The organism is Streptomyces fractus (genome assembly GCF_049844455.1).
GTDB classification, from domain to species: domain Bacteria; phylum Actinomycetota; class Actinomycetes; order Streptomycetales; family Streptomycetaceae; genus Streptomyces; species Streptomyces fractus.
The window spans coordinates 7,899,841-7,922,186 of record NZ_JBMYHI010000002.1 but is presented as its reverse complement, the minus strand read 5'-3'; the positions used below and the strand labels follow the sequence as shown (position 1 = coordinate 7,922,186).

The 22,346-nt window shown below is 72.6% G+C and carries 20 protein-coding genes; 11 read left to right on the top strand and 9 right to left on the bottom strand.

Annotated elements, in window-relative coordinates; translation table 11 throughout:
• Positions 1-9 precede the first annotated feature (9 nt).
• Positions 10-1,392, top strand: a complete 1,383-nt coding sequence (locus tag ACP4E5_RS37875) for a nucleobase:cation symporter-2 family protein (RefSeq protein WP_425841961.1) — start codon at positions 10-12, stop codon at positions 1,390-1,392.
• 2 nt (positions 1,393-1,394) lie between these two features.
• Here the strand turns inward: ACP4E5_RS37875 and ACP4E5_RS37870 are convergent, their stop codons facing one another.
• Positions 1,395-2,861, bottom strand: a complete 1,467-nt coding sequence (locus tag ACP4E5_RS37870; protein ID WP_425837080.1) for an aminotransferase class I/II-fold pyridoxal phosphate-dependent enzyme — start codon at positions 2,859-2,861, stop codon at positions 1,395-1,397.
• Positions 2,862-3,074: 213 nt separating this feature from the next.
• Between ACP4E5_RS37870 and ACP4E5_RS37865 the strand changes: the two genes are divergently transcribed.
• From ACP4E5_RS37865 to ACP4E5_RS37850, 4 genes are all read left to right on the top strand, one after another.
• Positions 3,075-4,250 (top strand): FUSC family protein, encoded by a 1,176-nt coding sequence (locus ACP4E5_RS37865; protein WP_425837077.1) that lies wholly within the window; start codon positions 3,075-3,077, stop codon positions 4,248-4,250.
• A 67-nt stretch (positions 4,251-4,317) separates the two neighbouring features.
• Positions 4,318-5,844 (top strand): FAD-dependent oxidoreductase, encoded by a 1,527-nt coding sequence (locus ACP4E5_RS37860; RefSeq protein WP_425837075.1) that lies wholly within the window; start codon positions 4,318-4,320, stop codon positions 5,842-5,844.
• A 72-nt stretch (positions 5,845-5,916) separates the two neighbouring features.
• A complete protein-coding gene (locus ACP4E5_RS37855) occupies positions 5,917-6,117 on the top strand; it encodes a hypothetical protein (protein WP_425837073.1) in 201 nt (66 codons plus the stop codon).
• Complete coding sequence (locus ACP4E5_RS37850; RefSeq protein WP_425837070.1) at positions 6,104-7,045, top strand: YihY/virulence factor BrkB family protein; 942 nt, start codon at positions 6,104-6,106, stop codon at positions 7,043-7,045. The genes ACP4E5_RS37855 and ACP4E5_RS37850 overlap by 14 nt, the downstream gene beginning before the upstream one ends.
• A gap of 38 nt (positions 7,046-7,083) precedes the next feature.
• Here ACP4E5_RS37850 and ACP4E5_RS37845 read toward each other — a convergent pair whose 3' ends face one another.
• Genes ACP4E5_RS37845 through ACP4E5_RS37830 form a run of 4 tightly spaced genes read right to left on the bottom strand, consistent with a single transcriptional unit; the run spans position 7,084 to position 11,894 of the window.
• Positions 7,084-8,199 (bottom strand): XdhC family protein, encoded by a 1,116-nt coding sequence (locus tag ACP4E5_RS37845; RefSeq protein WP_425837068.1) that lies wholly within the window; start codon positions 8,197-8,199, stop codon positions 7,084-7,086.
• Positions 8,192-10,321 (bottom strand): xanthine dehydrogenase family protein molybdopterin-binding subunit, encoded by a 2,130-nt coding sequence (locus ACP4E5_RS37840; protein WP_425837065.1) that lies wholly within the window; start codon positions 10,319-10,321, stop codon positions 8,192-8,194. Before ACP4E5_RS37840 ends, ACP4E5_RS37845 begins: the two co-directional genes overlap by 8 nt.
• Positions 10,318-11,310, bottom strand: coding sequence for an FAD binding domain-containing protein (locus ACP4E5_RS37835; RefSeq protein ID WP_425837063.1), 993 nt, complete (start codon positions 11,308-11,310; stop codon positions 10,318-10,320). Before ACP4E5_RS37835 ends, ACP4E5_RS37840 begins: the two co-directional genes overlap by 4 nt.
• On the bottom strand, positions 11,307-11,894 hold the full coding sequence (locus ACP4E5_RS37830; RefSeq protein WP_425837060.1) for a 2Fe-2S iron-sulfur cluster-binding protein: 588 nt from the start codon (positions 11,892-11,894) through the stop codon (positions 11,307-11,309). The genes ACP4E5_RS37835 and ACP4E5_RS37830 overlap by 4 nt, the downstream gene beginning before the upstream one ends.
• 214 nt (positions 11,895-12,108) lie before the next feature.
• On the opposite strand from ACP4E5_RS37830, the gene ACP4E5_RS37825 reads away from it, so the two are divergent.
• The gene (locus tag ACP4E5_RS37825; RefSeq protein WP_425837057.1) at positions 12,109-12,726 is read left to right on the top strand and encodes a TetR/AcrR family transcriptional regulator; all 618 of its coding nucleotides are present in this window, start codon (positions 12,109-12,111) and stop codon (positions 12,724-12,726) included.
• Positions 12,727-12,790: 64 nt separating this feature from the next.
• On the opposite strand, the gene ACP4E5_RS37820 is transcribed toward ACP4E5_RS37825, so the two are convergent.
• Complete coding sequence (locus tag ACP4E5_RS37820) at positions 12,791-13,564, bottom strand: LysR family substrate-binding domain-containing protein (protein ID WP_425837054.1); 774 nt, start codon at positions 13,562-13,564, stop codon at positions 12,791-12,793.
• Positions 13,565-13,622: 58 nt separating this feature from the next.
• Between ACP4E5_RS37820 and ACP4E5_RS37815 the strand changes: the two genes are divergently transcribed.
• Positions 13,623-14,027, top strand: coding sequence for a DUF5997 family protein (locus tag ACP4E5_RS37815; RefSeq protein ID WP_425837051.1), 405 nt, complete (start codon positions 13,623-13,625; stop codon positions 14,025-14,027).
• A gap of 71 nt (positions 14,028-14,098) precedes the next feature.
• Here ACP4E5_RS37815 and ACP4E5_RS37810 read toward each other — a convergent pair whose 3' ends face one another.
• Positions 14,099-15,280, bottom strand: a complete 1,182-nt coding sequence (locus ACP4E5_RS37810; protein WP_425841958.1) for an MFS transporter — start codon at positions 15,278-15,280, stop codon at positions 14,099-14,101.
• A 2-nt stretch (positions 15,281-15,282) separates the two neighbouring features.
• Complete coding sequence (locus ACP4E5_RS37805; RefSeq protein WP_425837048.1) at positions 15,283-15,864, bottom strand: helix-turn-helix domain-containing protein; 582 nt, start codon at positions 15,862-15,864, stop codon at positions 15,283-15,285.
• On the opposite strand from ACP4E5_RS37805, the gene ACP4E5_RS37800 reads away from it, so the two are divergent.
• Positions 15,863-16,384 carry a GNAT family N-acetyltransferase gene (locus tag ACP4E5_RS37800; RefSeq protein WP_425837045.1) on the top strand — a complete coding sequence of 174 codons (522 nt, stop codon included), beginning with the start codon at positions 15,863-15,865 and terminating at the stop codon, positions 16,382-16,384. The genes ACP4E5_RS37805 and ACP4E5_RS37800 overlap by 2 nt on opposite strands.
• Positions 16,385-16,387: 3 nt before the next feature.
• Here ACP4E5_RS37800 and ACP4E5_RS37795 read toward each other — a convergent pair whose 3' ends face one another.
• A complete protein-coding gene (locus ACP4E5_RS37795; RefSeq protein WP_425837042.1) occupies positions 16,388-16,792 on the bottom strand; it encodes an ANTAR domain-containing protein in 405 nt (134 codons plus the stop codon).
• A gap of 264 nt (positions 16,793-17,056) precedes the next feature.
• Here ACP4E5_RS37795 and ACP4E5_RS37790 point away from each other — a divergent pair, with 264 nt between their 5' ends.
• From ACP4E5_RS37790 to ACP4E5_RS37780, 3 genes are all read left to right on the top strand, one after another.
• Positions 17,057-18,013: a helix-turn-helix transcriptional regulator gene (locus ACP4E5_RS37790; RefSeq protein WP_425837039.1), complete on the top strand. Its 957-nt coding sequence runs from the start codon at positions 17,057-17,059 to the stop codon at positions 18,011-18,013.
• Between the two features lie 219 nt (positions 18,014-18,232).
• Entirely contained in the window at positions 18,233-19,831 is a 1,599-nt protein-coding gene (locus tag ACP4E5_RS37785; protein WP_425837036.1) for a carbohydrate-binding protein, read from the top strand.
• Positions 19,832-19,974: 143 nt separating this feature from the next.
• Positions 19,975-22,338 carry a phosphoketolase family protein gene (locus ACP4E5_RS37780; protein ID WP_425837033.1) on the top strand — a complete coding sequence of 788 codons (2,364 nt, stop codon included), beginning with the start codon at positions 19,975-19,977 and terminating at the stop codon, positions 22,336-22,338.
• The last annotated feature ends 8 nt before the right edge of the window (positions 22,339-22,346 follow it).

Sequence of the window (22,346 nt, the reverse complement as noted above, 5' to 3'; positions counted from 1 at the left end):
GACGTGACGATGCCTGCGAAGGGCACCCGGCGCACCAGCGCCGGCTTCGGGCGGCTCGCCGTGCTGGGTCTCCAGCACGTGCTCGTGATGTACACGGGGTGTGTCACCGTGCCGCTGGTGTTCGGCGCCGCCGCGGGGCTCGACGCCGCGACGGTCGCCGTGCTGATCAACGCCGATCTACTCGTCGCGGGCGTCGTCACCGTGATCCAGGGCGCCGGGGTGGGCCGGATCCTCGGGGTGCGGATGCCGGTGATGGCGGGGGCGGCGTTCACCGCGGTGACACCGATGATCCTGATCGCCGGGGAGTACGGCATCCAGGCGGTGTACGGGTCGATGCTCGCGGCCGGAGTGTTCGGGCTGTTGATCGCCTACCCGTTCGCGAAGGCGGTGCGCTTCTTCCCGCCGCTGGTGAGCGGTGTGGTGATCACCGTGGTGGGGCTCGCGCTGATCGGGGTGGGGGTGAGCCTCGTCGTCGGGAACGACCCGAAGGCCCCCGACCACGCGGCGCCCTCCCGGCTCGCGCTCGCCGCGTTCGTGGTGATCGTGATCCTGCTGGTGGCGCGCTTCGGGCGCGGGTTCCTCGCGCAGACCGGCGTCCTGCTCGGCCTGTTGGCGGGGACGGCGGTCGCCGTGCCGCTCGGCCTCGTCGACCTCTCGGCGGCGCGGACGGCGGACGGGATCGGGGTCAGCGCGCCGTTCCACTTCGGGGCACCGCAGTTCCCGGCCGTGGCCGTGCTGTCGATGTGTGTGGTGATGCTCGTCCTGTTCGCCGAGTCGACCGCGGACCTGATCGCGGTCGCGGAGCTCACGGGCAAGCGGCTGACGACCGCCGACATGGCGCGCGGGCTGGCCGCGGACGGGCTCTCCGGGGTTCTCGGCGGCGTCATGAACGCCTTCCTCGACACGGTGTTCGCGCAGAACGTGGGCCTGGTGACGATGACGAAGGTACGCAGCCGGCACGTCGCCACGGTCGCCGGCGGCATGCTCGTGGTGCTCGGCCTCATCCCGAAGCTCGGCGCGGTGGTGGCCGGTCTGCCCGAACCGGTCGTCGGGGCGGCGGGCCTGGTGATGTTCGCGACGGTCGCCGCGGTCGGCATCACCACCCTGCGCCGGGTCGACTTCGACGGCACCCACAACCTGCTGATCGTCGCCGTGTCGATCGGCGTCGGCATGGCGCCGGAGGTGGCGCCCGACCTGTACTCGCGCTTCCCCGAGGGCGTCGGGATCGTGCTCGGCTCGCCGGTGACGAGCGCGACGCTGCTGGCGTTCGGCCTGAACCTGGCGTTCAACGGCGGGGGTTCGGGGCGGAAGACGGGGCGGGCGCCGGCGGCGGGGGCCGCGCCGGAGGTACCGGCGCAGGCCGGAGCCGGGGGCGGGGGCGGGGGCGGGTAGCGTCAGGCCGGTTCGGCGACGACCCGGATCGTGCGCAGCGCCGGGTCCGCCGGATCGGGCACGTTCATGCCGGCGTCGATGCCGGTGCGGAGGTAGGTGATCACCGGGTCGGTGAGCCGCTCCCCCGGCAGCACCGTCGGAATGCCCGGCGGGTACGGCGTGGTCATCTCGGCGGCGACGCGTCCTTCCGCGCGTTCCAGCGGGACCTCCTCGATCGGCCCGAAGTACGCGTCGCGCGGCAACATGGCCTGTTCCAGGCGGAGTTCGGACGGCTTCGGCACCGCGACCGCGGGCGCGCCGCGCAGTTCGGCGCGGTGCTCGGCGACGTCCCGCAGGCCGTCGAGGAGCGCGGCGAGCGTCGCCGGGGAGTCCGCGATGGTCAGCTGGGCGCCGATCCTGCGGTGGTCGGCGATGTGCACGTCGAGGGCGCGGTGGGAGCGCAGCCAGTCGGCGACGCGGTAGCCGCTCGTGTCGAGGCCGGCCACGTCGATGAGGACGGGCAGCGGGTCGAGGTCGTGGGCGAGGCCGGCGCCGGTGAGGTCGTCGCGGCCGTACACGTGCAGGCCGTCGATCGCGTCGATGTCCCGCCGCGCCTGCGCCACGAGGTCGAGGGCGTCGCCCAGGAGTTCGCGTCCGTGCAGCCGCATCTGGCGCCGCCAGCCGTCGAGGCCCGCGTAGATGAGGACGGAGGGGCTGGTGGTGCCGAGCAGGTCGGCGCGGGAGGTGAGCGTGTCCGGGTCGATGAGGTCGCCGCGCAGATGGAACACCGAGCCCTGTTCCAGGCCGCTGCCCATCTTGTGGATGCTGGTGACACACACGTCGGCGCCCGCGTCCATGGCCCACTTCGGCAGGTCGGGGTGGAACGGCAGATGCGCGCCCCACGCCTCGTCGACGATCAGCGGCCTGCCCCGCGCGTGGCAGACCTCGGCGAGCCGGGCCAGGTCGCCGCACGTCCCGTACGGGGTGGGGGACGTGATCAGCGCGCCGCGCGCGTCCGGGTGGCGCTCGAAGGCCTCCTCGTACGACTGCGGGGAGGGCGGGTGCGCGAGACCCCGCTCGGCGTCCCACTGGGGTTCGACCCACACGGGGTCGATGCCGCACAGGATCAGCCCGCTCACCACGGACTTGTGGGCGTCACGCCCGATGAGCAGCTGCTCGTGGGGCCCGGCGACGGCCAGCATCGCGGCCTTCACCGACAGGGAGCTGCCGCAGGTGGTGAAGAAGGTGTGGTCGGCGTGGACCGCGTCGGCCATCAGCTCCTCGGCGCGCCGCAGGACCCGGCCGCGCATCCGGCGGTCGTCGAGGCCGCCGCTCGCGAGGACGTCCGCGTGGAAGGCGTCGCCGAGCACTCTCCTGGCCTGCTCGTCGGCGCCGCGCGCCTGCTTGTGACCGGGTGGTGTGAAGGCGAGCCTGCCGTGCGCGTGGTAGGAGTCGAGGGCTTCCAGGACGGGGGCGGCGGTGTGATCCATGGGAACCGGGTACCGGGCGTTGGGCCTGTTCATTCCACCCGCTCCCGCCGGATCGTGCGGTGAGGGACGGATTCGGCCGCACGCGCACCGTCCGTGCACCCGAGTACCCACACCCACCCGCACCACTCCCGGCCTGCGGTGTTTCACCCGGCGCAGGCCCGGGCACTCGGCCCGCCACCGATCCTTCCGGCACACATCTTGGAGGACACACCGATGCCACGACCCATGCCGGGGCGCATGATCGTGGAGGAGTTCCGGGCCATCGGCGGTTCCGCCCGCCGTGCCGTGTCGGGACCGGGACCCGAGCGGGCCACGGCCGTGCAGGCACTGAAAGCCGCGGTGGCGGCGATCGTGGCGTGGGCCCTCGCCGGCTGGTGGTGGAACGCGCCGATGGCGCTGCTCGCGCCGTGGACCGCGGTGGTCCTGGTGCACAGCACCGTGTACCGCTCGGTGCGCTCGACGGTGCAGCAGTTCCTGGTTGTCGCGGGAGGCACGCTGATCGCCTCCGGGGCGATGGCGCTCACCCACGACGTGCTGGCCGGCATGGCGATCGCACTGCCGGTCACCGTGCTCATCGGCTCGTACGGGCGCTTCGGCGACCAGGGCTGGTACGCGCCGAGCGCGGCCCTCTTCGTCGTGACGTACGGCTCGTACGCCCCCGTGGAGATCGGGCACCGGCTCATGGAGACCCTGCTCGGAGCGGTCGTCGGCGTCCTGGTCAACGCGCTGGTGCTGCCGCCCGTGCACACCAGCGACGTGCGGCGGCTGCGGGCCCAGGTGCAGACGGACTGCGCCCGGCTGCTGCGGGAGATCGCCGACGGCATCGAGGACGGCTACGGCGCGGCCGACGCGGAGGAGTGGCACGGGCGGGCGCTGCGACTCGGTGCCACGGTCGCCGAGCTGCGCACCGCGCGACACCGGGCGGACGAGAGCCGCCGCCTCAACCCCGGCCGCCGGCTGCGCCGAGAGCCACCCGCTCCGCCGGCCCGCGAGAACCGCTGGGAGCGGATCGCGGACCATCTCGCGGAGGCGCTGCGCTCGCTGACGGAGGCCGCCCACGACACCCCACCGTTCGAGACACCGCCGCCGCAGGCGCTGCGCGAGCTGGCCGCACTGTTCCGCGCGGCCGGCGAGGCGTGCGCGACGGACACCGACCACGTCGGCCGCTCGGCCGGGCGCCGGTCCGAGGAAGCACTCGACGCGGCGCGCGCGGCAGGCGACCGCTTCGCCGCCTACCTGGCCGACCCACCGGCCCGCGGCCTCGCGGCCCTCGGCGAACTGACCACGACGACGACCCGCCTCCTGGACGACCTGACAGCGGCGACAGATCACTCCCCCCATTCCCCCGCCTCCCGCTCCGGCACCTCGAAGTCGACCAGTAGGCCGTAGTGGTCACTGACCCGCACCGGCCCCGGACCTGGAGCGTGAGCAGCCGTTTCAGGGGAACTCGTCGGGCATGACCGAGAGCGCATCCATCCGGAGCTCCTACTGGATCGAGTCCGCGCCGGGGCGGCGTTTTCCGCCGTTGGAGCGGGACGTGAGCGTGGATGTCGCGGTGATCGGCGCGGGTGTCGCCGGGCTGAGCACCGCGTGGGAGCTGACGCGCGCCGGGCTGAGCGTGGCGGTCCTGGAGGCGGGGAGGATCGCGGAGGGCGTCACCGGGCACACGTCGGCCAAGCTGTCCGCGCTGCACACGCTGAGTTACGAACGATTGCGGCGTACGCGAGGCGCTGAGGCCGCCCGGCAGTACGCGCGGTCCCAGTCCGAGGCCGTGGAGCACGCCTTCGAGGTTTCGGAACTTCTCGGTGTCGACTGCGAGTTGGAGCGACGCGATGCCTATACCTACGCGACCGAAGGGCGTCAGCTGACCGCGGTGCGGGCCGAGGCCGGGGCGGCGCGGGCCGCGGGGCTACCGGCGTCGTTCGTGACGGAGACCGGGCTGCCGTTCCCGGTCGCGGGGGCGGTGCGTGTCACCGGTCAGGCGCAGTTCCACCCGCGTAAATACCTGCTCGGGCTCGCCGAGGACCTGCGGGCGCGCGGCGCGCTGCTGCACGAGCACACGTCGGTGTTCGGCCTTGAGGAGGACGGCGACTGCCATCTGACGGCCGAGACGGGGGCCCGGGTGACCGCGCGCGACGTGGTCGTCGCGACCCACTACCCGATCTTCGACCGGGCCCTCCTGTTCGCCCGGCTCACGCCCCGCCGAGAACTGGTGGTGGCGGCGCCGATCGACCCGGAGCGCGACCCGGACGGCATGTACATCACGCCGGAGGACAACACGCGGTCGGTGCGCACCGCGCCGTACAAGGACGGGAAGCGGCTGCTCATCGTCACCGGCGAGAAGTTCACCCCCGGCACCGGGAACACCCCGCAGCGCCTGGAGCGCCTCGTGTCGTGGGCCGAGGACCACTTCCCCGGCATCGAGCCCGCCTACGGGTGGGCCACCCAGGACACGTTCCCCTGCGACACGACACCACTCGTGGGCCTGCTGCACCCGGCGGCCAAGCACACGTACGTCGCCACGGGCTTCGGCGGCTGGGGCCTCAGCGGCGGCATCATGGCCGGCGGGCTGCTCACCGCGCTCATCACGGGCCGCGACGAGCCCGAGTGGGCGGGGCTCTACGATCCGCGCCGGGTGCGCTCCGTGCTGCGCGCGGCGCCCCGCTTTCTGAAGCACCAGGCGGATGTGGCCTACCACTTCGTGGGCGACCGGGTACGGCCCCCGGGAGTCGACTCCGTCGACGAACTGCCCCCGGACTCCGGCGCCGTACTGCGCACCCAGGGCGGGCGCAGCGCCGTGTACCGCGACCCGGACGGCAAACTGCACGCCCTGTCCGCGCGCTGCACCCACCTGGGCTGCCTGGTCGCGTTCAACGCGGCGGAGCGCGCCTGGGAGTGCCCCTGCCACGGCTCCCGCTTCGACACGGACGGTCAGGTCATCCAGGGCCCGGCCACCCGGGCACTGGAACAGCGCGACATCTGAATCCCTGAGGAACCGTGTCCTGATGGACCCCCACTGAACCCCCTGACGGCAAGCACGAGTTGAGGGAGCGCCATGACCCACCACAAGCATCACCGCGAGGACGAGGACCGGCCCGCCGAGGCCGAGACGGCGCTGGAGAGCGTCCTTGACGAGTTCGAGCGGGCGGAGACCGACCCCCGCCACCGCAAGGAGAAGGACCGCCGCCGCGGTGAGAGCGGGGATGCCCTCACCCCCAACGAACAGGCGCAGGAACAGGCCCATGGCGATCAGTGAACCGGCCCCGGGCCCCCGGGACCCGACGGACCTCCCGGCCCGCTCCTGGTGGGCCGTGCTGCGCCGCACCGGCAAGGAGGCCCTCGACGACGAGCTGCCGGACCGGGCGGCCGCGCTGACGTACTACGGCGTCCTCTCGCTCTTCCCCGCGCTGCTCGTCCTGGTGTCCCTGCTCGGCGTGATCGGCGAGCGGGCGACGGAGGGCGTCCTGGACAGTCTGCGCCACCTCACACCGGGCCCGGTGCGGGACCTGCTGAACGATGCCGTGCGGCAGTTGCAGGACAGGGGCGGGGCCAGCGGGGTCGTCGCGGTCGTCAGCCTGCTGGCCGCCGTCTGGACGGCCTCCGGCTACATCGCCGCGTTCATCCGCGCCTCGAACGCCGTGTACGACACGCAGGAGGGCCGCCCGGTGTGGAAGCTGACACCGCTGCGACTCACGCTGACCGTCGCGCTGATGGTGCTGCTCGCGGCGAGCGCGACCATCGTCGTGTTCACCGGTCCGCTGGCCAAGCGCGCGGGCGACTGGCTCGGGGCGGGTGACGCCGCGCTCATGACGTGGAACATCGCGAAGTGGCCGGTGCTGCTCGTCCTGGTGGTGCTGATGGTGGCGCTGCTGTTCTGGCGCGCCCCCAACGTCCGTGGTCCGGGCTTCCGTTGGCTGAGCCCCGGCAGCCTCCTCGCCGTACTGCTGTGGCTGGCCGCCTCAGGTGGCTTCGCGCTGTACGTGGCCGGGTTCGGCTCGTACAACAAGACGTACGGCACGCTCGCCGGGGCCGTCATCTTCCTGGTCTGGCTGTGGCTCTCGAACCTGGCGCTGCTGCTCGGCCTGGAACTCGACGCGGAGCTGGCCCGCCAGCGCGCCATCAGCGGCGGCCTCCCCGAGGACGAGGAGCCGTACGTGGCGCCACGCGACACCCGCACGTGGTAGGACGGCCGGGACCCACAGACCGCGACACCGTCACCCCGTCACGACGGCGAGTGGATCGCCCCCTCCCCCGCCCTCAGCGGCGAACCACTGCCGCCCCGCCGCGACGCGACGATCTCCGCGCCGATCGACACGGCCGTCTCCTCCGGAGTGCGCCCACCGATGTCGAGACCTATCGGGGAGTGCAGACGCTCCAACTCGCCCTCGCTCAGGCCGACTTCGCGCAGCTTCTCCATCCGGTCCTCGTGCGTGCGCCGCGACCCCATAGCCCCGACGTACGCGACGGGCAGCCGCAACGCCACTTCCAGCAACGGCACATCGAACTTCGCGTCGTGCGTCAGCACGCACAGCACGGTGCGCTCGTCCGTGTCGGTAGCGCGGAGGTAGCGGTCCGGCCACTCCACGACCACCTCGTCCGCCTCCGGGAAACGCGTCGGCGTGGCGAAGACGCCGCGCGCGTCGCACAGGGTGACGTGGAAGCCGAGCAGCTTGCCGACCTTGACGAGCGCGCCCGCGAAGTCCACCGCGCCGAACACGATCATCCGCGCGGGCGGCACGCTGGACTCGACGAACAGGGTGACGTCGCCGTCGCAGCGCGCCTTGCTCTCCGGCACCTCGCACAGCCCGGTGCGGCCGAGGTCGAGGTAGGCGCGGGCCTGCGCCGCGAGCCCCGAGTCGTCGCCCCGCGTCAACCGCCCCTCGTGCGAACCGTCGGGGCGGATCATCAACAGGCCGCCGGTGAGCGGGAGTTCACCGGGACCGTCGAGGATCCTGGCCAGCGCCACCGCCTCGCCGCGGGCCGCGACGGCGAGCGCCGAGACCACCGTCGTACGGGACGGCGAGTCGAGCCGCACCGGTTCGACGTGCACCTCGACCTCGCCGCCGCAGGTCAGACCCACCGCGAACGCGTCGTCGTCGCTGTACCCGAACCTCTCCCGGGCGGGCCCGCCGTCCGCCAGGGCCTGCACGCACAGTTCGTACACCGCACCCTCGACGCAGCCGCCGGACACCGAGCCGATGACCTCGCCCGCCGAGTCGACGGCGAGGGCCGCGCCGGGCGGCCGGGGCGCGCTGCCGCTCACCGATACGACGGTGGCGACAGCGAACTCCCGGCCCTGCGCGGCCCATTCGCTCAGTTCGGCGGCGAGGTCAAGCATTGCGCTCCGCCTCGGCGAGCAGCACCCGGTCAGGGCGCAGCGGCAGGTCGCGGTGGCGCACACCGGTCGCGTGCCACACGGCGTTGCCGATCGCGGCGGCCGTGCCGACGATGCCGATCTCGCCGACGCCCTTGATGCCGACGGGGTCGTCCGGGTCGCTGTCGTCGACCCAGTGCGCCTCGACGACCGGCACGTCCGCGTTGGCGGCGACGTGGTAGCCCGCGAAGTCGGCGCCGACGTGCCCGCCGTCCGCCGCGTCGCGGACGGCCTCCTCGTGCAGGGCCATGGAGATGCCCCACGTCATGCCGCCCACCAACTGGCTGCGCGCGGTGAGGGGGTTGATGATGCGGCCCGCGGAGAAGACGCCGAGGAGCCGGCGCACGCGGACCTCGCCGCTCGCCACGTCCACGGCGACCTCGGCGAACTGGGCGCCGTAGGAGTAGCGCTCCTTCTGTGCGAGCGCGCCGACCAGTTCGGTGGTGTCGGTGCGGACCGTGAGGCCCTCGGTCGGGATGGGGGCGGTCGGGGACAGGCGGTCGCGCAGTTCGCGGCTGGCCGCCATCACGGCCCAGCCCCACGAGCGGGTGCCCATGGAACCGCCCGAGAGCCAGGCCTGCCCGAAGTCGCTGTCGGCGATCCGCACCCGTACCAGGCCCTGGTCGACGCCGAGTTCGTCCGCGGCGATCTGGGTCAGCGCGGTACGGGCCCCTGTGCCGACGTCCGCCGCCGTGATCCGGACCGTGAACGTACCGTCGTGCTCGGCGGTGACGGACGCGGTGGACGGGGCGACACCGGACGGGAAGGAGCAGGCGGCCACGCCGGTGCCGAGGAGCCAGCGGCCCTCGCGGCGCACGCGCGGCCGCGGGTCGCGGCCCTCCCAGCCGAAGCGGCGCGCGCCGTCCTCGTAACAGCCCAGCAGATTCCGGCTGCTGAAGGGTAGCCCGGACACCGGGCCGACCTCCGGTTCGTTGCGCACGCGCAGCGCGACCGGGTCCATGCCGAGCTTCTCGGCGAGCTCGTCGAGCGCCGACTCCACGGCGTACGAGCCGGGGGCCTCGCCGGGCGCCCGCACGAACCCCGGGGTCGGCAGGTCCACGGGCACCACACGGTTCACGGAGTGGTGCGCGTCGGACGCGTACATCACGCGGCCGTACCCGGCGCTCGCCTCGACGAACTCGCGGATGTTCGAGGTCAGCGACTGCGCGTCGTGCCCGAACGCGCGCAGGCGTCCGTCGGCGTCGGCGCCGAGGCGTACCCGCTGCGTGGTGGGGCTGCGGTAGGTGGTGAGCGCGAAGACCTGACGTCGCGTCATGGCCAGGCGGACGGGGCGCTGGAGCTCGGTGGCGGCCATCACGGCGGCGATGTGGTGCGACGCCACGAGCTTGCCGCCGAAGGCGCCGCCGACGTGTTCCGAGCGCACGCGCACAGCGGACGGGTCGAGCGAGAAGGTCTGCGCGAGCTGGTCGGCGACGGCCTTGCTGCCCTGGTTGGCGTCCCACACCTCCAGGCGCCCGTCCTCCCAGCGCACGGTCACCGCGTGCGGCTCCATGGCCGTGTGGTGCGTCTCGGGGGTGGTGTAGCGCTCGTCCACGACGGCGGTGGACGCGGCGAGTTCGGCCTCCAGGTCGCCCTTGGCGGCGGCGGAGCCCTCAGGGGTGTACGTGCCGGGGCGGTCGGCCTCGAAGGCGATGTCGTGCGGCTCGACGTCGTACTCGACGACGAGCGCCTCGGCGGCCTCCCGCGCCTGCTCGGACGTCTCGGCGACGACGAGCGCGACGGGCCAGCCCGCGTGCCTCACCTTGTCGTCCTGGAAGACGTGGAGGATGCCGTCGGGCGGCCCCATCAGGGTGAGGTAATCGGTGTTGATCCGGGGCGCGTTGCCGTGGTGCATGACGGCGAGGACGCCGGGCATGGCGCGCACGGCCTCCTCACCGACGGAACGGACCCGGCCGCGTGCCACGGTGGACAGCACGAGCCAGCCGTGCGCGAGGTCGGTGAACGGGAACTCGCCCGCGTACCGGGCGGCTCCGGTGACCTTCTCGCGGCCCTCGATCCGGCTGCGCCCGACACCCACCGAGTTCGTCTTCGTCGTGCCGGCCGCTGTGGTGGTGGTCGTCGTCATCGGGTGGCCTCCGAGGCGAGTTCGGTGAGCAGCGCAATGATCAGATTGCGCATCAGGGGCACCTTGTACCTGCTGTCGGGCAGCGGCTTCGCCGCGGCGAGTTCGGCGTCGGCGGCGGCCGCGAACGTCGCGCCCTCCGCGGGCTGCCCGATCAGCGCCGCCTCTGCGGCACGGGCCCGCCACGGCCGCGAGGCGACCGCGCCGAGCGCGATCCGCGCGTCCCGTACGACACCGTCCTGTACATCGACGGCGGCGGCCACGGAGCCGATCGCGAAGGCGTACGAGGCGCGCTCGCGGACCTTGCGGTACGTCGAGTTGGCCGCGACGGGCGCGGGCGGCAGGGTGACCGCGGTGATGAGCGCGCCGGCCGGGAGCGCGGTCTCCAGGTGCGGGGTGTCACCGACGGCCCGATAGAAGTCGGCGAGCGCCAACTCCCCCTTGCCCTCGGCGGTTTCGTACTCGACGACGGCGTCGAACGCGGCGAGCGCGACACCCATGTCGGACGGGTGCACGGCCACGCAGTGCTCGCTCGCGCCGAGGATGGCGTGATTGCGGTGCTCGCCCTCGACGGCCGGGCAACCGCTGCCGGGCTCCCGCTTGTTGCACGGCTTGCTGACGTCGGTGAAGTAGCCGCAGCGGGTGCGCTGGAGCAGATTCCCGCCGACGGTGGCCATGTTGCGCAGCTGCCCGGAGGCCCCGGCGAGCACGGCCTGCGCCAACGCCGGGTAGCGGCGCCGCACTTCGGGGTGGGCGGCGAGGTCGCTGTTGGTGACGGTGGCGCCGATGCGGAGCCCGCCGTCTTCAGTCGACTCTACGCTGTCGAGCGGCAGTTCACGTACGTCGACGAGGCGCGCGGGCCGCTCCACGCCGATCTTCATCAGGTCGACGAGGTTGGTCCCGCCGCCGAGGTAGCGCGCCTCGGGGTCGGCCCCGAGCACCGCCACCGCGCCCGGCACATCGGACGCCCGCTCGTATCCGAACTCCCTCACGCCACGGTCTCCTTCGCGTCCTCGGCGGAGTGCGCGGCCGCGTGGGCGACCGCTTGCACGATCGACACGTACGCGCCGCAGCGGCACAGGTTTCCGCTCATCCGTTCCCTGATCTCGTCCGGGGTCAGCGGCTGCGGCCCGGCCTCGGGCCGCACGTCGGCGGTGGCCGCGGACGGCCAGCCCGCGGCGTGCTCCTCGATGACGGCGAGCGCCGAACAGATCTGTCCGGGCGTGCAGTAGCCGCACTGATAGCCGTCGAGCTCGACGAACGCCTCCTGGACCGGGTGCAGTTCACCGTCCGGCCCGGCGACGCCCTCGATGGTGGTGATCTCGCGGCCCTCGGCGGCGACCGCGAGCTGCAGACAGGCCACGGTCCTGCGACCGTCGACGAGCACCGTGCAGGCGCCGCACTGCCCCTGGTCGCAGCCCTTCTTCGTGCCGGTCAGATCGAGCCGCTCGCGCAGGGCGTCGAGCAGCGTGGTGCGGTGGTCGACGGGCAGCGTGTGCTTCTCCCCGTTGATGTTCAGGGTGACGACGCTGGACGTAGCGGACACGGTCGTGCCGCCGGTGTCAGCTGGGGGCATGTGTGCAGCCTTCTTTCGCGTGTCTGATGCGTGGAGAATCGGCGCTGTACGCAAGGTGGGACGCGGACCGGGCATGGGTGCGGTCCGGGGCCGGTACCCACTATGGTGTGGACTCTAACCGGACAGCTGTCCGCTCTACGGGACACGAACGTAGTGGACAACTGTCCGCCTAGCAAGCACTATTCCCCGCCACGGCCGAAGGAGGTGAAGTCGCGTGGGGCACGCGAAGAAGCCGGCCGCGCTGCGCTCGGACGCGCAGCGCAATCGCGACCGCATCCTCGAGGTGGCGCTGGCCGAACTGACGCGCTCCGCGGACACACCGCTGAGCGCGATCGCCAAGAAGGCGGGCGTCGGGCAGGGCACGTTCTACCGCAATTTCCCCAGCCGTGAGGCGCTCGTCCTCGAGGTGTACCGCTACGAGGTGGAGCAGGTGGCCGCCGCGGCCTGCGAGTTGCTGTGCGGGCGACCGCCTGAGCTGGCCCTGCGCGAGTGGATGGACCGCCTCGCCCAGTACGCGATGGCCAAGGCGGGCCTCGCGGACGCGCTCCGTGAGGCGACGAGCGCGCGCGGCACGATGAAACAACTCGCCCACGGCCCGCTGACCGAGGCGGTGTCACATCTCCTGGACGCCAACGAGAAGGCGGGCACGATCCGCCCCGGCATCACCCCGGACGACTTCATGCTGGCCATCGCGGGCCTGTGGCTGATCGACCCCCGCGGCGACTGGCAGGAACGGGCGGGCCGCCTGCTGGACCTGGTGATGGACGGCTTGCGAGCAGGAGCACCATCCCATTCAAGCCGATCAAGCCGATCAAGCCCCTGCGGCGATTGAGCAGCGGGGTCCGGGGCGGAGCCCCGCGACCGGCGGACGGCCGACGTGCACGCAGCCCGGTGCCTCAGGACCGCTTCCGCTTAGCCGGCTTATTCGCACTCCGCTTCGACTGCGGCCTCCCGTCCTGCCGAATACGCCCCGGCTTCACGAACGGCTTCTTCCCCGGCGGCTTCTTCTTCCCGGCCTCACTCTTCGCCGGCTCCGCCTGCGGACGGCCCCGCGTACTGTTCACGGTCCGGCCCCGCACGATGCCGATGAAGTCCTCGACGTGATCCGTGGTGCGCTCCTCCGGCCAGGCGAGCACCACGCTCGACTCCGGGGCGTCGGTGACCGTCCGGTACGTGAGGTCGCGGCGGTGGTGCAGGCGGGCGAGCGACATCGGGACGACGAGCAGGCCCACGCCCGCCGCGACCAGCTCGATGGCGTCGGCCGTGGTGGCGGGGCGCTCGAAGGCGGGCTGCCCCGGCGGCCGCTCCCAGCCGAGTACGTCGTCGAGGGGGTGCTGCACGATCTCGTCGGCCAGGTCGGCGAGAGAGACCTCGTCCGCGGCGGTCACGAGATGGTCCTTCGGGACCACGACCACGGTCTTCTCGGTGTAGAGCGGGATCGCGCTGAAGTACGTGCGGTCGACGGGCGGCCGCACCAGGCCCGCGTCGGCGTCCCCGCGGCGCAGCACGTCGGACACCTCGGCCGCGGTCACCTGCACCAGGTCGAGGGGGACGTCGGGCAGGCGCTCACGCCAGATCCGCACCCACTTGGCGGGGGTGGCCCCGGGAACGTAGGCCAGGCGGAAGCCGGGCTTCGAGGGCGGTGCGGGGGTCTCTTGCGTGCCGGTCACGGGTCAAGGTTACCCGCCGTGGTCGGCGGGCCCCGTCTCGCTCGATACCCTTGACCTCATGAGTTCGCACCAGAGCACCCAGACCATGAAGCCCGCGACCGCGGCGAAGAAGCTGGGTGTGTACCTCGAGGCCACGCCCGCCGAGTTCCAGGAGGGCGTCGTCTCGCGCGCCGAGCTGACCGCGATGCAGGCCGAGCCGCCGCAGTGGCTCGTCGAGCTGCGCGAGAACGGCCCGCACCCGCGCCCCGTCGTGGCGCAGAAGCTGGGCGTCTCCATCTCGGGCCTGGCCCGCGGCGGCGTCACGGAGGCGCTGACCACGGAGCAGATCGAGGCCATCAAGACCGAGAACCCCGAGTGGCTTCAGGCGGAGCGGGCCACGCAGGCGGATGTCCGCAAGGAGAACGTGCGCGTCAAGAAGCTCCACGCGGAGCAGGCGGAGAAGCGGGCGCAGCGCGAGGCGTGACCGGGTGGGGCGTTGAGGTCACCGGGTGGCCTGCGCCCCACCGCACGGGGCTCCGCCCCGGACCCCGCTGCTCAATCGCCGCAGGGGCTTGATCGGCTCACCCGTAGCCGCAGAGGTACGACGGACACACCCGCCACGACCAGCGCCCCGCACACCACCCCGCTCGCCGCGCCCCAGCCGCCCGCCGAGACAAGCGGCGCCGCCACGCCCGCGCCGAGGGCTCCCGCCAGGAAGTACAGGAGCAGGTAGACGCCGCTGAGGCTGCCGCTGCGGCGCGGGTCGATGGACAGGACGCGGGTCTGGTTGGCGGCCTGCGCCGTGAAGCAGCCCGCGTCGACCAGGGCGAGGCCCGCGGCCGTCACCACGGGCCGGTCGAGCCCCGTGCACAGCAGCCCCGCGCCGACGGCCGCCACCGCCATGCTCCCGGCGATCACCGCGCGCGGCGAGTACCGGTCACCGAGGCGCCCGGCCACGGGCAACGCCGCGAACCCGAGCGCCCCGGCCAGGCTGTACAGCCCGATGGCCGCCGCGTCGAGACCGTACGGCGGCTGCGCGAGCCGCACCGTGAGCGCGACCCAGACGAGGCTGAAGGCCAGGTACCACAGGCTGCCGCTCAGCACCGCGAGCCGCAGCGCACGGTGCCGCCGCAGCAGCCCGGGCAGCGCGGCCAGGGTGCCGAGGTACCCGCCGCCGTCACCGCCCCCGGGCCGCTCCCCCGGCAGCCGCGCCCACGCCGCCGCCCCGCACACCACGACGAGCCCCGCGAACGCGAGCAGCATCCCCCGCCAGCCGAGCGTGTCCGCGAGCGCCCCGCCGACGAGCCGGCTGAGCAGGATCCCGGCCGACATGCCCGCCGCGACGCCCGCGACGGCCGCGCCGCGCCGCTCGCTCGGCACCCCGCGCCCGGCGATCGTGGACGCCATCGCGCTGACGCTCGCGCCCGCGCCCACCATCACGTACGCGAGGAGCAGCACGCCGAGGCCGGGTGCGCAGGAGGCGAGCAGCAGCCCCGCGGTGAGCAGGGTGAGCTGCCCCGTGACGAGCCGGCGCGGCGCCGCCCGGTCGGCGAGCGGCAGCAGGAAGGCGAATCCGGCGATGCATCCGGCGAGCGCGGCGGTCGTGACCAGGCCGATGGCTGCGGCGGAGGTTCCGGTGTCGCGGGCGACGTCGCCGAGCGCCGGCTGGATCGCGTAGTTGTTGGCGAGCGCGACGCCCGCGGTGCAGGAGAGGACCGCGACGGCGCCGCGCGGCATCGTCACGGCGCCTCTCCGCGCACCAGGACCACGGCGTAACGGCAGTCGCGCTCCGTGGAGTTGACGAAGACGCAGGCCGTCGGCGGGCCCAGTTCGACGGTGTCGCCCGCGTCGAGTTCGTGCACCACGTCGCCCTCGTGGAACGTGAGATGTCCTTCGAGCACCCAGATGATCTGCCGGTGGAACGCGAACGCCGCGGCCGGGTACGGGACCTCCGCCCCGGCCGGGAGCCGGATCTCGGCCACCTCGGCGGGGAACCCGGGCCCCGACACCTGCCGCCGCGCGTATCCGGTCTCCGGGTCCTGCCACCGCGGCGCCGCCTCCGCGCGCCGCACCCGCTCCCCGGCCGACCCGGGCTCCGGCTCCGGGTCGAGCAGCGTCGCCACGCTCAGCCGGAACGCCGCCGACAGCTTGCCGAGGATCACGGCGCTCGGGCTGCTCTCGCCGCGCTCGATGCGGTGGATCATCGCCCGCGACACCCCGGACTCCTCGGCCAGCTCCGCGAGGGTCCAACGGCGCCGGTCCCGCTCCGCGCGGATCCGGGCACCGATGCGCTCCACCAGAGGGTCTACGATATTGGACATGGATCCACGATACGAGAACCGGGCCCCGGCGGTGAAGGTCCGCCCCGCACACCACGACGACCTGGACGCCGTCCTCGCCATCCGCAATCACGCCATCGAGCACGGCATGGCGCTGTGGACGGACACCCCGCAGTCCCGCGTGGAGGGCGCGGCCTGGCTGGGCGCGCATCTTGAGCGCGGTTCGGCGTACGTGGCGGAACTCGGCGCCGAGGTCGTCGGGTTCGGGGTCTACGGGCCCTGGAAGGCGTACTCGGGCTTCCGGCACACCGTGGAGAACTCGGTGTACGTCACCGGGGGCCATCAGGGCGCCGGCATCGGCTCCGCCCTGCTGACGACGCTCGTCGACTCGGCCACCGCCGCGGGTCTGCACGTCATGATCGCCGGCATCGAGTCGGGCAACGCGGCCTCGATCCGGCTGCACGAGCGACACGGTTTCGAGCATGCCGGAACGGTGCGCGAGGTCGGCACCAAGTTCGGCCGCTGGCTCGATCTGACGCTCATGCGGCGGCAGTTGAGCTGACCGTCACCGCGGCGGATCCTGCGACGGGGACCGCAGCGCGGCGTAGCGATCGATGGCCCGCTGCAACTCCAGGCGTTCCTCGTCCGGCAGGAGGCCGCCCTGGGCGAAGTCCAGGAGGTGCTTGGCCACCAGGTTCAGCTTGACGTTGGCGCGCTGCGACACATCGCGCAGCACGCGCCACGCGTCCTCGGGCGGGATCCGGCCGAGGACGACGACCACGCCGATGGCCTGGTCCACCAGAGCGTGCGAGGTCACGGCCTGCTTGAGCTGGGTGACCTCCGTCTGCAGCCGCTCGTGTTCCTTGGCGAGGTCGGTGGCCGACAGCAGCGCGAGCGGCCGCGTGGCGGACAGCATGAAGAAGGCCATGCGGCGACCAGGGTTGGACGCGGGAGCGGTCAGGGCGTTCACCTTTCTCAGTCTTCGACGGGAGCGCCGGCGCCGGCGCTCTCGCCCCGTGACCGCCACGGTACTTGGGCAGGGCAGGGGTCGACACCTCGATGCTCGGGCCTCGCGCACGAAGCCCGCAGTCCTCACAGCGAAGTTTCGGGAGAAGGCTATCCAGCAAACGAAAGGGCGGGCGGCACGCACGCGCAGGTACGCGCCGTGGAAGCCGCGGCGGCGCCGATCGTAAAATGAGCCCACCGGGCATATTCAGCGGAGGGCGCGGCACGCATGGACACACTGCATTTCGACAGCAGCGACCTCGAGGTCACCGAGGATTTCCTCAGTCGTCACTACGCCCGCATGCGCATCGGCAACGGCACACCCGGGTCCAGCAGGGCCCGGATCCGGCGCGACGCGATGCCCGGGGTGACCGTCGACGAACTCGACCTCGACTTCGACATGCGTTACGCGGTGACGCCCCTTCAGAAGATCTGCCTGTGCCTCGTCCACGAGGGCACCGTCCAGGACCACGCCTTCGGCGATGTCGAGGACGCCTTCGGCCCCGGTGACGTGGTCTCCTTCGCCCCGCCCGAACTGCCCTACGAGGGGCGGATCTGCGCCGCGCGGTACAACATCACCATGCTCGATCCCGGCCTCCTGAGCCAGGTCGCCACCGCCGCCCCGGGAGCGGCGCCGGGGCCGGTGCGGCTCATCGGCCACCGGCCCGTGTCCGACGCCGCGGCCCTGCACCTGAAGCGGACCATCATCCACGTCCGCGATCACGTCCTGGCCGACCCCGAGGTCGCCTCCGAGCCGCTGGTCGTCTCGACCGCCGCCCAGCACCTGGCCGCGAGCGTGCTGGCCGCCTTCCCCAACACCGCGCTCATCCGCCCCACGGGGACGGACCGGCACGACGCCCACTCCGCGACCCTGCGGCGCGCCGTCGCCCATATCGACGCGCACGCCCAGGAGCCGCTCACCGTCACCGAGATCGCCGCGGCGGCCCATGTCACCGTCCGGGCGCTGCAGTACGCGTTCCGGAGGCATCTGGACACCACGCCGCTGGCGTATCTGCGCCGGGTGCGGCTCGCGCACGCGCACGACGAGCTGCGTGACGCCGATCCGGCGGACACGACGGTCACCGCGATCGCCGCGCGCTGGGGCTTCCACCACTCCGGCCGCTTCGCGGCGCTCTACCGCGACGCCTACGGACGCACCCCGTTTCAGACGCTGACCGGCGCCTGAGGGCCGCCGCGGCCCGGGGCGGGCGGCCCTTCCGGCTCATGATCGTTCATATTCGCGAACAACGATCACATACATAGCCGTTGACGCGAACACGACGCCAGCTCTAGCGTCACCGTCGACCGCCCGCAGAAAGGGCTTTCCCCGCTGTGATTATGGCGCCTCCGGACGGTCCTGTTCACGGATTCGAACCAGCCACGTTCACGCACCTGGAGACGAACGATGAACTCAAGAGCCGCGAGACCCCTCGTCACCCTCACCTCCGCCGGCCTCCTGGCGGGCGCCCTCGTCGCCCTGTCCGGCAGCTCGGCCCAGGCCGCGACCACCCGCTACCAGGCCGAGACCTCCCCGGCCGTGTGCACCGGCGTCACCGAGACCGAATGGTCCGGCTACACCGGCTCCGGCTACTGCAACGCCACCAACGCGACTGGCGCGTACGCCCAGTTCACGGTGGACTCCCCCGCGGCGGGCACCGCGACCGTCACCGTCCGCTACGCGAACGGCACCACCACCGCGCGGGCCACGGACATCGTGGTGAACGGCTCCACCGCGGCCTCGACCTCGTTCGCAGGCACCGGGGCGTGGACCACGTGGGCCACCAAGACCGTCACCGTGCAGGTGAAGGCCGGCAGCAACACGATCCGGCTCAACCCGACCTCGTCCGCCGGGCTCCCCAACATCGACTACGTGGACGTCGACGCGCCGGTGGGCGACACCACCACACCGCCCGCGAGCGGCGCCCTGTACGTCTCGCCGACCGGGACCGACGGCGCGGCCGGCACCGAGTCCGCGCCCACCACGCTCACCTCGGCGATCAGCCGCGTCTCCGCGGGCGGCACCAACTACCTGCGCGGCGGCACATACGCGCAGTCCTCGACGGTCACGATCCCCGAGGGCAGGAACGGCACGGCCTCCGCGCGCACCACGCTCACCGCCTACCCGGGCGAGAAGCCGGTGCTCAACTTCTCGGCGCAGAGCGAGGATCCGGCGAACCGCGGCCTCGCCGTGATGGCCTCGTACTGGCACGTCAACGGGATCGTCGTGGAGCACGCCGGGGACAACGGCATCTACGTCGGCGGCAGCGACAACGTCATCGAGCGCACGGTGACCCGGTTCAACCGGGACACGGGCCTTCAGCTCGGCCGGATCGCCTCCACCACGCCCAAGGCGCAGTGGCCGTCGAACAACCTGATCGTGAGCGCGGAGTCGCACGACAACGCCGACTCGGACGGCGAGGACGCCGACGGCTTCGCCGCGAAGCTCACCACCGGCACGGGGAACGTCTTCCGCTACGCCGTCTCGCACAACAACATCGACGACGGCTGGGACCTCTACACCAAGACCGACACGGGCCCCATCGGACCGGTGACCATCGAGGACTCCCTCTCGTACGGCAACGGCACGCTCAGCGACGGCACCGTGAACTCCAACGGCGACCGCAACGGCTACAAGCTCGGCGGCGACGACATCGCGGTCGACCACGTCGTGCGGCGCAGCATCGCCTACGACAACGGTCACCACGGCTTCACGTACAACAGCAACCCCGGCTCCATGGCGATCTCCGGGAACCTCAGCATCGACAACGCGGAGCGCAACTACTCCTTCGACAAGGGGACTTCGGTGTTCCGCTCCAACACCTCGTGCCGGTTCTCGGTCTCCGGGTCGAACGACAAGACGGTCGGCGACGCGGACTCCACGAACCAGTTCTGGACCGGCGCCAACGGCTCCCGCTGCGCCTCCTACAGCGGCGCGCTCGCCTGGTCCTACGCGACGGACGGCAAGCTGACCGTGACCCTCGGCGGCAAGCGGGTCACCCTGTAGCCACTCGTCACCCGGCCCGCCCCCTCCACGGGGGGCCGGCCCGGCGACCCGGCACGATGGCCACAAGGGTGCTTCGTGCGCGGCCGGGAGGGCGGCAGACTGGCGGCGTCGAGCACAACTCTGCCGCTACCGATGGAGCTGCCATGGCGAAGGATCTGTCCAAGCATCAGGCCGCCGCACTCGACGCGCACTGGCGGGCCGCCAACTATCTCGCGGCGGGCCAGATCTACCTCCTCGACAACCCGCTGCTCACCGAGCCACTCGCGCCGGAACACATCAAGCCGCGCCTTCTCGGCCACTGGGGCACGTCCCCGGGCCTCAACCTCGTGCACACCCACCTCAACCGTGTCATCAAGGAGCGCGACCTCGACGCCCTGTGCGTCTGGGGTCCCGGCCACGGCGGGCCCGCCGTGCTCGCGAACTCCTGGCTGGAAGGGACGTACTCGCAGACGTATCCGGACGTCACGCGGGACGCCGCCGGCATGGGGCGGCTGTTCAAGCAGTTCTCGTTCCCCGGCGGCGTGCCCAGCCATGTCGCGCCCGAGACACCCGGCTCGATCCACGAGGGCGGCGAACTCGGCTACTCCCTCGCGCACGCCTACGGCGCCGCCCTCGACAACCCGGACCTGCTCGTCACCTGCGTGATCGGCGACGGCGAGGCGGAGACAGGACCGCTCGCGACCTCCTGGCACGCGAACAAGTTCCTCGACCCGGTGCACGACGGAGCCGTCCTACCGGTCCTGCACCTCAACGGCTACAAGATCGCCAACCCGACCGTCCTCGCCCGCATCCCCGACGCCGAACTCGACGAGCTGCTGCGCGGGTACGGGCACGAGCCGCTGCACGTGTCGGGCGACGACCCGCCGCGCGTGCACCGCGACCTCGCCCGCGCCATGGACCAGGCGCTCGACCGCATCGCCCGCATCCAGCGCGAGGCCCGCGAGGGGAAGGCGACGCGGCGCCCACGCTGGCCGATGATCGTGCTGCGTACGCCGAAGGGGTGGACGGGCCCGGCGAGCGTGGACGGCGAACCCGTCGAGGGCACGTGGCGCTCCCACCAGGTGCCGCTGCCCGCCGTCCGCGAAAACCCTGACCATCTGCGGCAGTTGGAGGCGTGGCTGCGCTCCTACCGCCCCGAGGAACTCTTCGACGCCGAGGGCCGCCCCACCGAGCAGGTCCTCTCCTGCGTGCCCGAGGGCGCACGCCGCCTCGGTGCCACCCCGCACGCCAACGGCGGGCTGCTCACCCGCGGCCTGCCGATCGCCCCGCTGGAACACTTCGCCGTGCCCGTCGACAAGCCGGGCACCGCGATGCACGAGCCGACCCGCGTGCTGGGCGACCTGCTGGCCCAGGTCATGCGCGACACCGCGGACCGCCGCGACTTCCGCATCGTCGGCCCGGACGAGACCGCGTCCAACCGCCTCCAGGCCGTCTACGACGCCACCGGCAAGGCCTGGCAGGCGGGCACGCTCGCCACCGACGAGGACCTGGCGCGCGACGGACGCGTGATGGAGGTGCTGTCCGAACACCTCTGCCAGGGCTGGCTGGAGGGCTACAACCTCACCGGCAGGCACGGCCTGTTCTCCTGCTACGAGGCGTTCGTGCACATCGTCGACTCGATGGTCAACCAGCACATCAAGTGGCTCAAGACATCGCGGGAGTTGTCGTGGCGCGCCCCGCTGCCGTCCCTCAACTACCTGCTGACCTCGCACGTCTGGCGCCAGGACCACAACGGCTTCTCGCACCAGGACCCCGGCTTCGTCGACCACGTCCTCAACAAGAGCCCCGACGTCGTACGGGTCTACCTGCCGCCGGACGCCAACACGCTGCTGTCCGTGGCCGAACACGTGCTGCACAGCCGCGACTACGTCAACGTCGTGGTGGCGGGGAAGCAGCCGTGCTTCGACTGGCTGTCCCTGGACGAGGCCCGCGCCCACTGCGCGCGCGGCGCCGGGGTGTGGGACTGGGCGGGCACCGAGGACGGCGGCCGCGAGCCGGACGTCGTCCTCGCGTGCGCGGGCGACGTGCCGACGCAGGAAGTCCTCGCCGCGGCGGGCCTGTTGCGCACGCACCTGCCCGAGCTCGCGGTGCGCGTCGTGAACGTCGTCGACATGACGCGGCTGCTGCCCAAGGGCGAACACCCGCACGGCATGCCGGACTTCGAGTACGACGCGCTGTTCACGGCCGACAAGCCGGTGATCTTCGCGTACCACGGCTACCCGTGGCTGATCCACCGCCTCGCGTACCGCCGCACCGGCCATGCCCACCTCCACGTACGCGGCTACAAGGAGTCGGGCACCACGACCACGCCGTTCGACATGGTCGTGCGCAACGACCTCGACCGGTACCGCCTGGTCATGGACGTCATCGACCGGGTGCCGGGGCTCGCCGTGCGGGCCACGGCGGTCCGCCAGACGATGGCCGACGCCCGCACGCGACACCACGCGTGGATCCGGGAGCACGGGACCGACCTCCCGGAGATCGCCAACTGGTCCTGGACGGGGTGACGGGCGCC

Bases quoted from the DNA above. Each gene is read 5' to 3' on its own strand.
- ACP4E5_RS37875 (WP_425841961.1), top strand. From the start codon at position 10: ATGCCTGCGAAGGGCACCCGGCGCACCAGCGCCGGCTTCGGGCGGCTC.
- ACP4E5_RS37870 (WP_425837080.1), bottom strand. From the start codon at position 2,861: ATGGATCACACCGCCGCCCCCGTCCTGGAAGCCCTCGACTCCTACCAC.
- ACP4E5_RS37865 (WP_425837077.1), top strand. From the start codon at position 3,075: ATGCCACGACCCATGCCGGGGCGCATGATCGTGGAGGAGTTCCGGGCC.
- ACP4E5_RS37860 (WP_425837075.1), top strand. From the start codon at position 4,318: ATGACCGAGAGCGCATCCATCCGGAGCTCCTACTGGATCGAGTCCGCG.
- ACP4E5_RS37855 (WP_425837073.1), top strand. From the start codon at position 5,917: ATGACCCACCACAAGCATCACCGCGAGGACGAGGACCGGCCCGCCGAG.
- ACP4E5_RS37850 (WP_425837070.1), top strand. From the start codon at position 6,104: ATGGCGATCAGTGAACCGGCCCCGGGCCCCCGGGACCCGACGGACCTC.
- ACP4E5_RS37845 (WP_425837068.1), bottom strand. From the start codon at position 8,199: ATGCTTGACCTCGCCGCCGAACTGAGCGAATGGGCCGCGCAGGGCCGG.
- ACP4E5_RS37840 (WP_425837065.1), bottom strand. From the start codon at position 10,321: ATGACGACGACCACCACCACAGCGGCCGGCACGACGAAGACGAACTCG.
- ACP4E5_RS37830 (WP_425837060.1), bottom strand. From the start codon at position 11,894: ATGCCCCCAGCTGACACCGGCGGCACGACCGTGTCCGCTACGTCCAGC.
- ACP4E5_RS37815 (WP_425837051.1), top strand. From the start codon at position 13,623: ATGAGTTCGCACCAGAGCACCCAGACCATGAAGCCCGCGACCGCGGCG.
- ACP4E5_RS37810 (WP_425841958.1), bottom strand. From the start codon at position 15,280: ATGCCGCGCGGCGCCGTCGCGGTCCTCTCCTGCACCGCGGGCGTCGCG.
- ACP4E5_RS37800 (WP_425837045.1), top strand. From the start codon at position 15,863: ATGGATCCACGATACGAGAACCGGGCCCCGGCGGTGAAGGTCCGCCCC.
- ACP4E5_RS37805 (WP_425837048.1), bottom strand. From the start codon at position 15,864: ATGTCCAATATCGTAGACCCTCTGGTGGAGCGCATCGGTGCCCGGATC.
- ACP4E5_RS37790 (WP_425837039.1), top strand. From the start codon at position 17,057: ATGGACACACTGCATTTCGACAGCAGCGACCTCGAGGTCACCGAGGAT.
- ACP4E5_RS37785 (WP_425837036.1), top strand. From the start codon at position 18,233: ATGAACTCAAGAGCCGCGAGACCCCTCGTCACCCTCACCTCCGCCGGC.
- ACP4E5_RS37780 (WP_425837033.1), top strand. From the start codon at position 19,975: ATGGCGAAGGATCTGTCCAAGCATCAGGCCGCCGCACTCGACGCGCAC.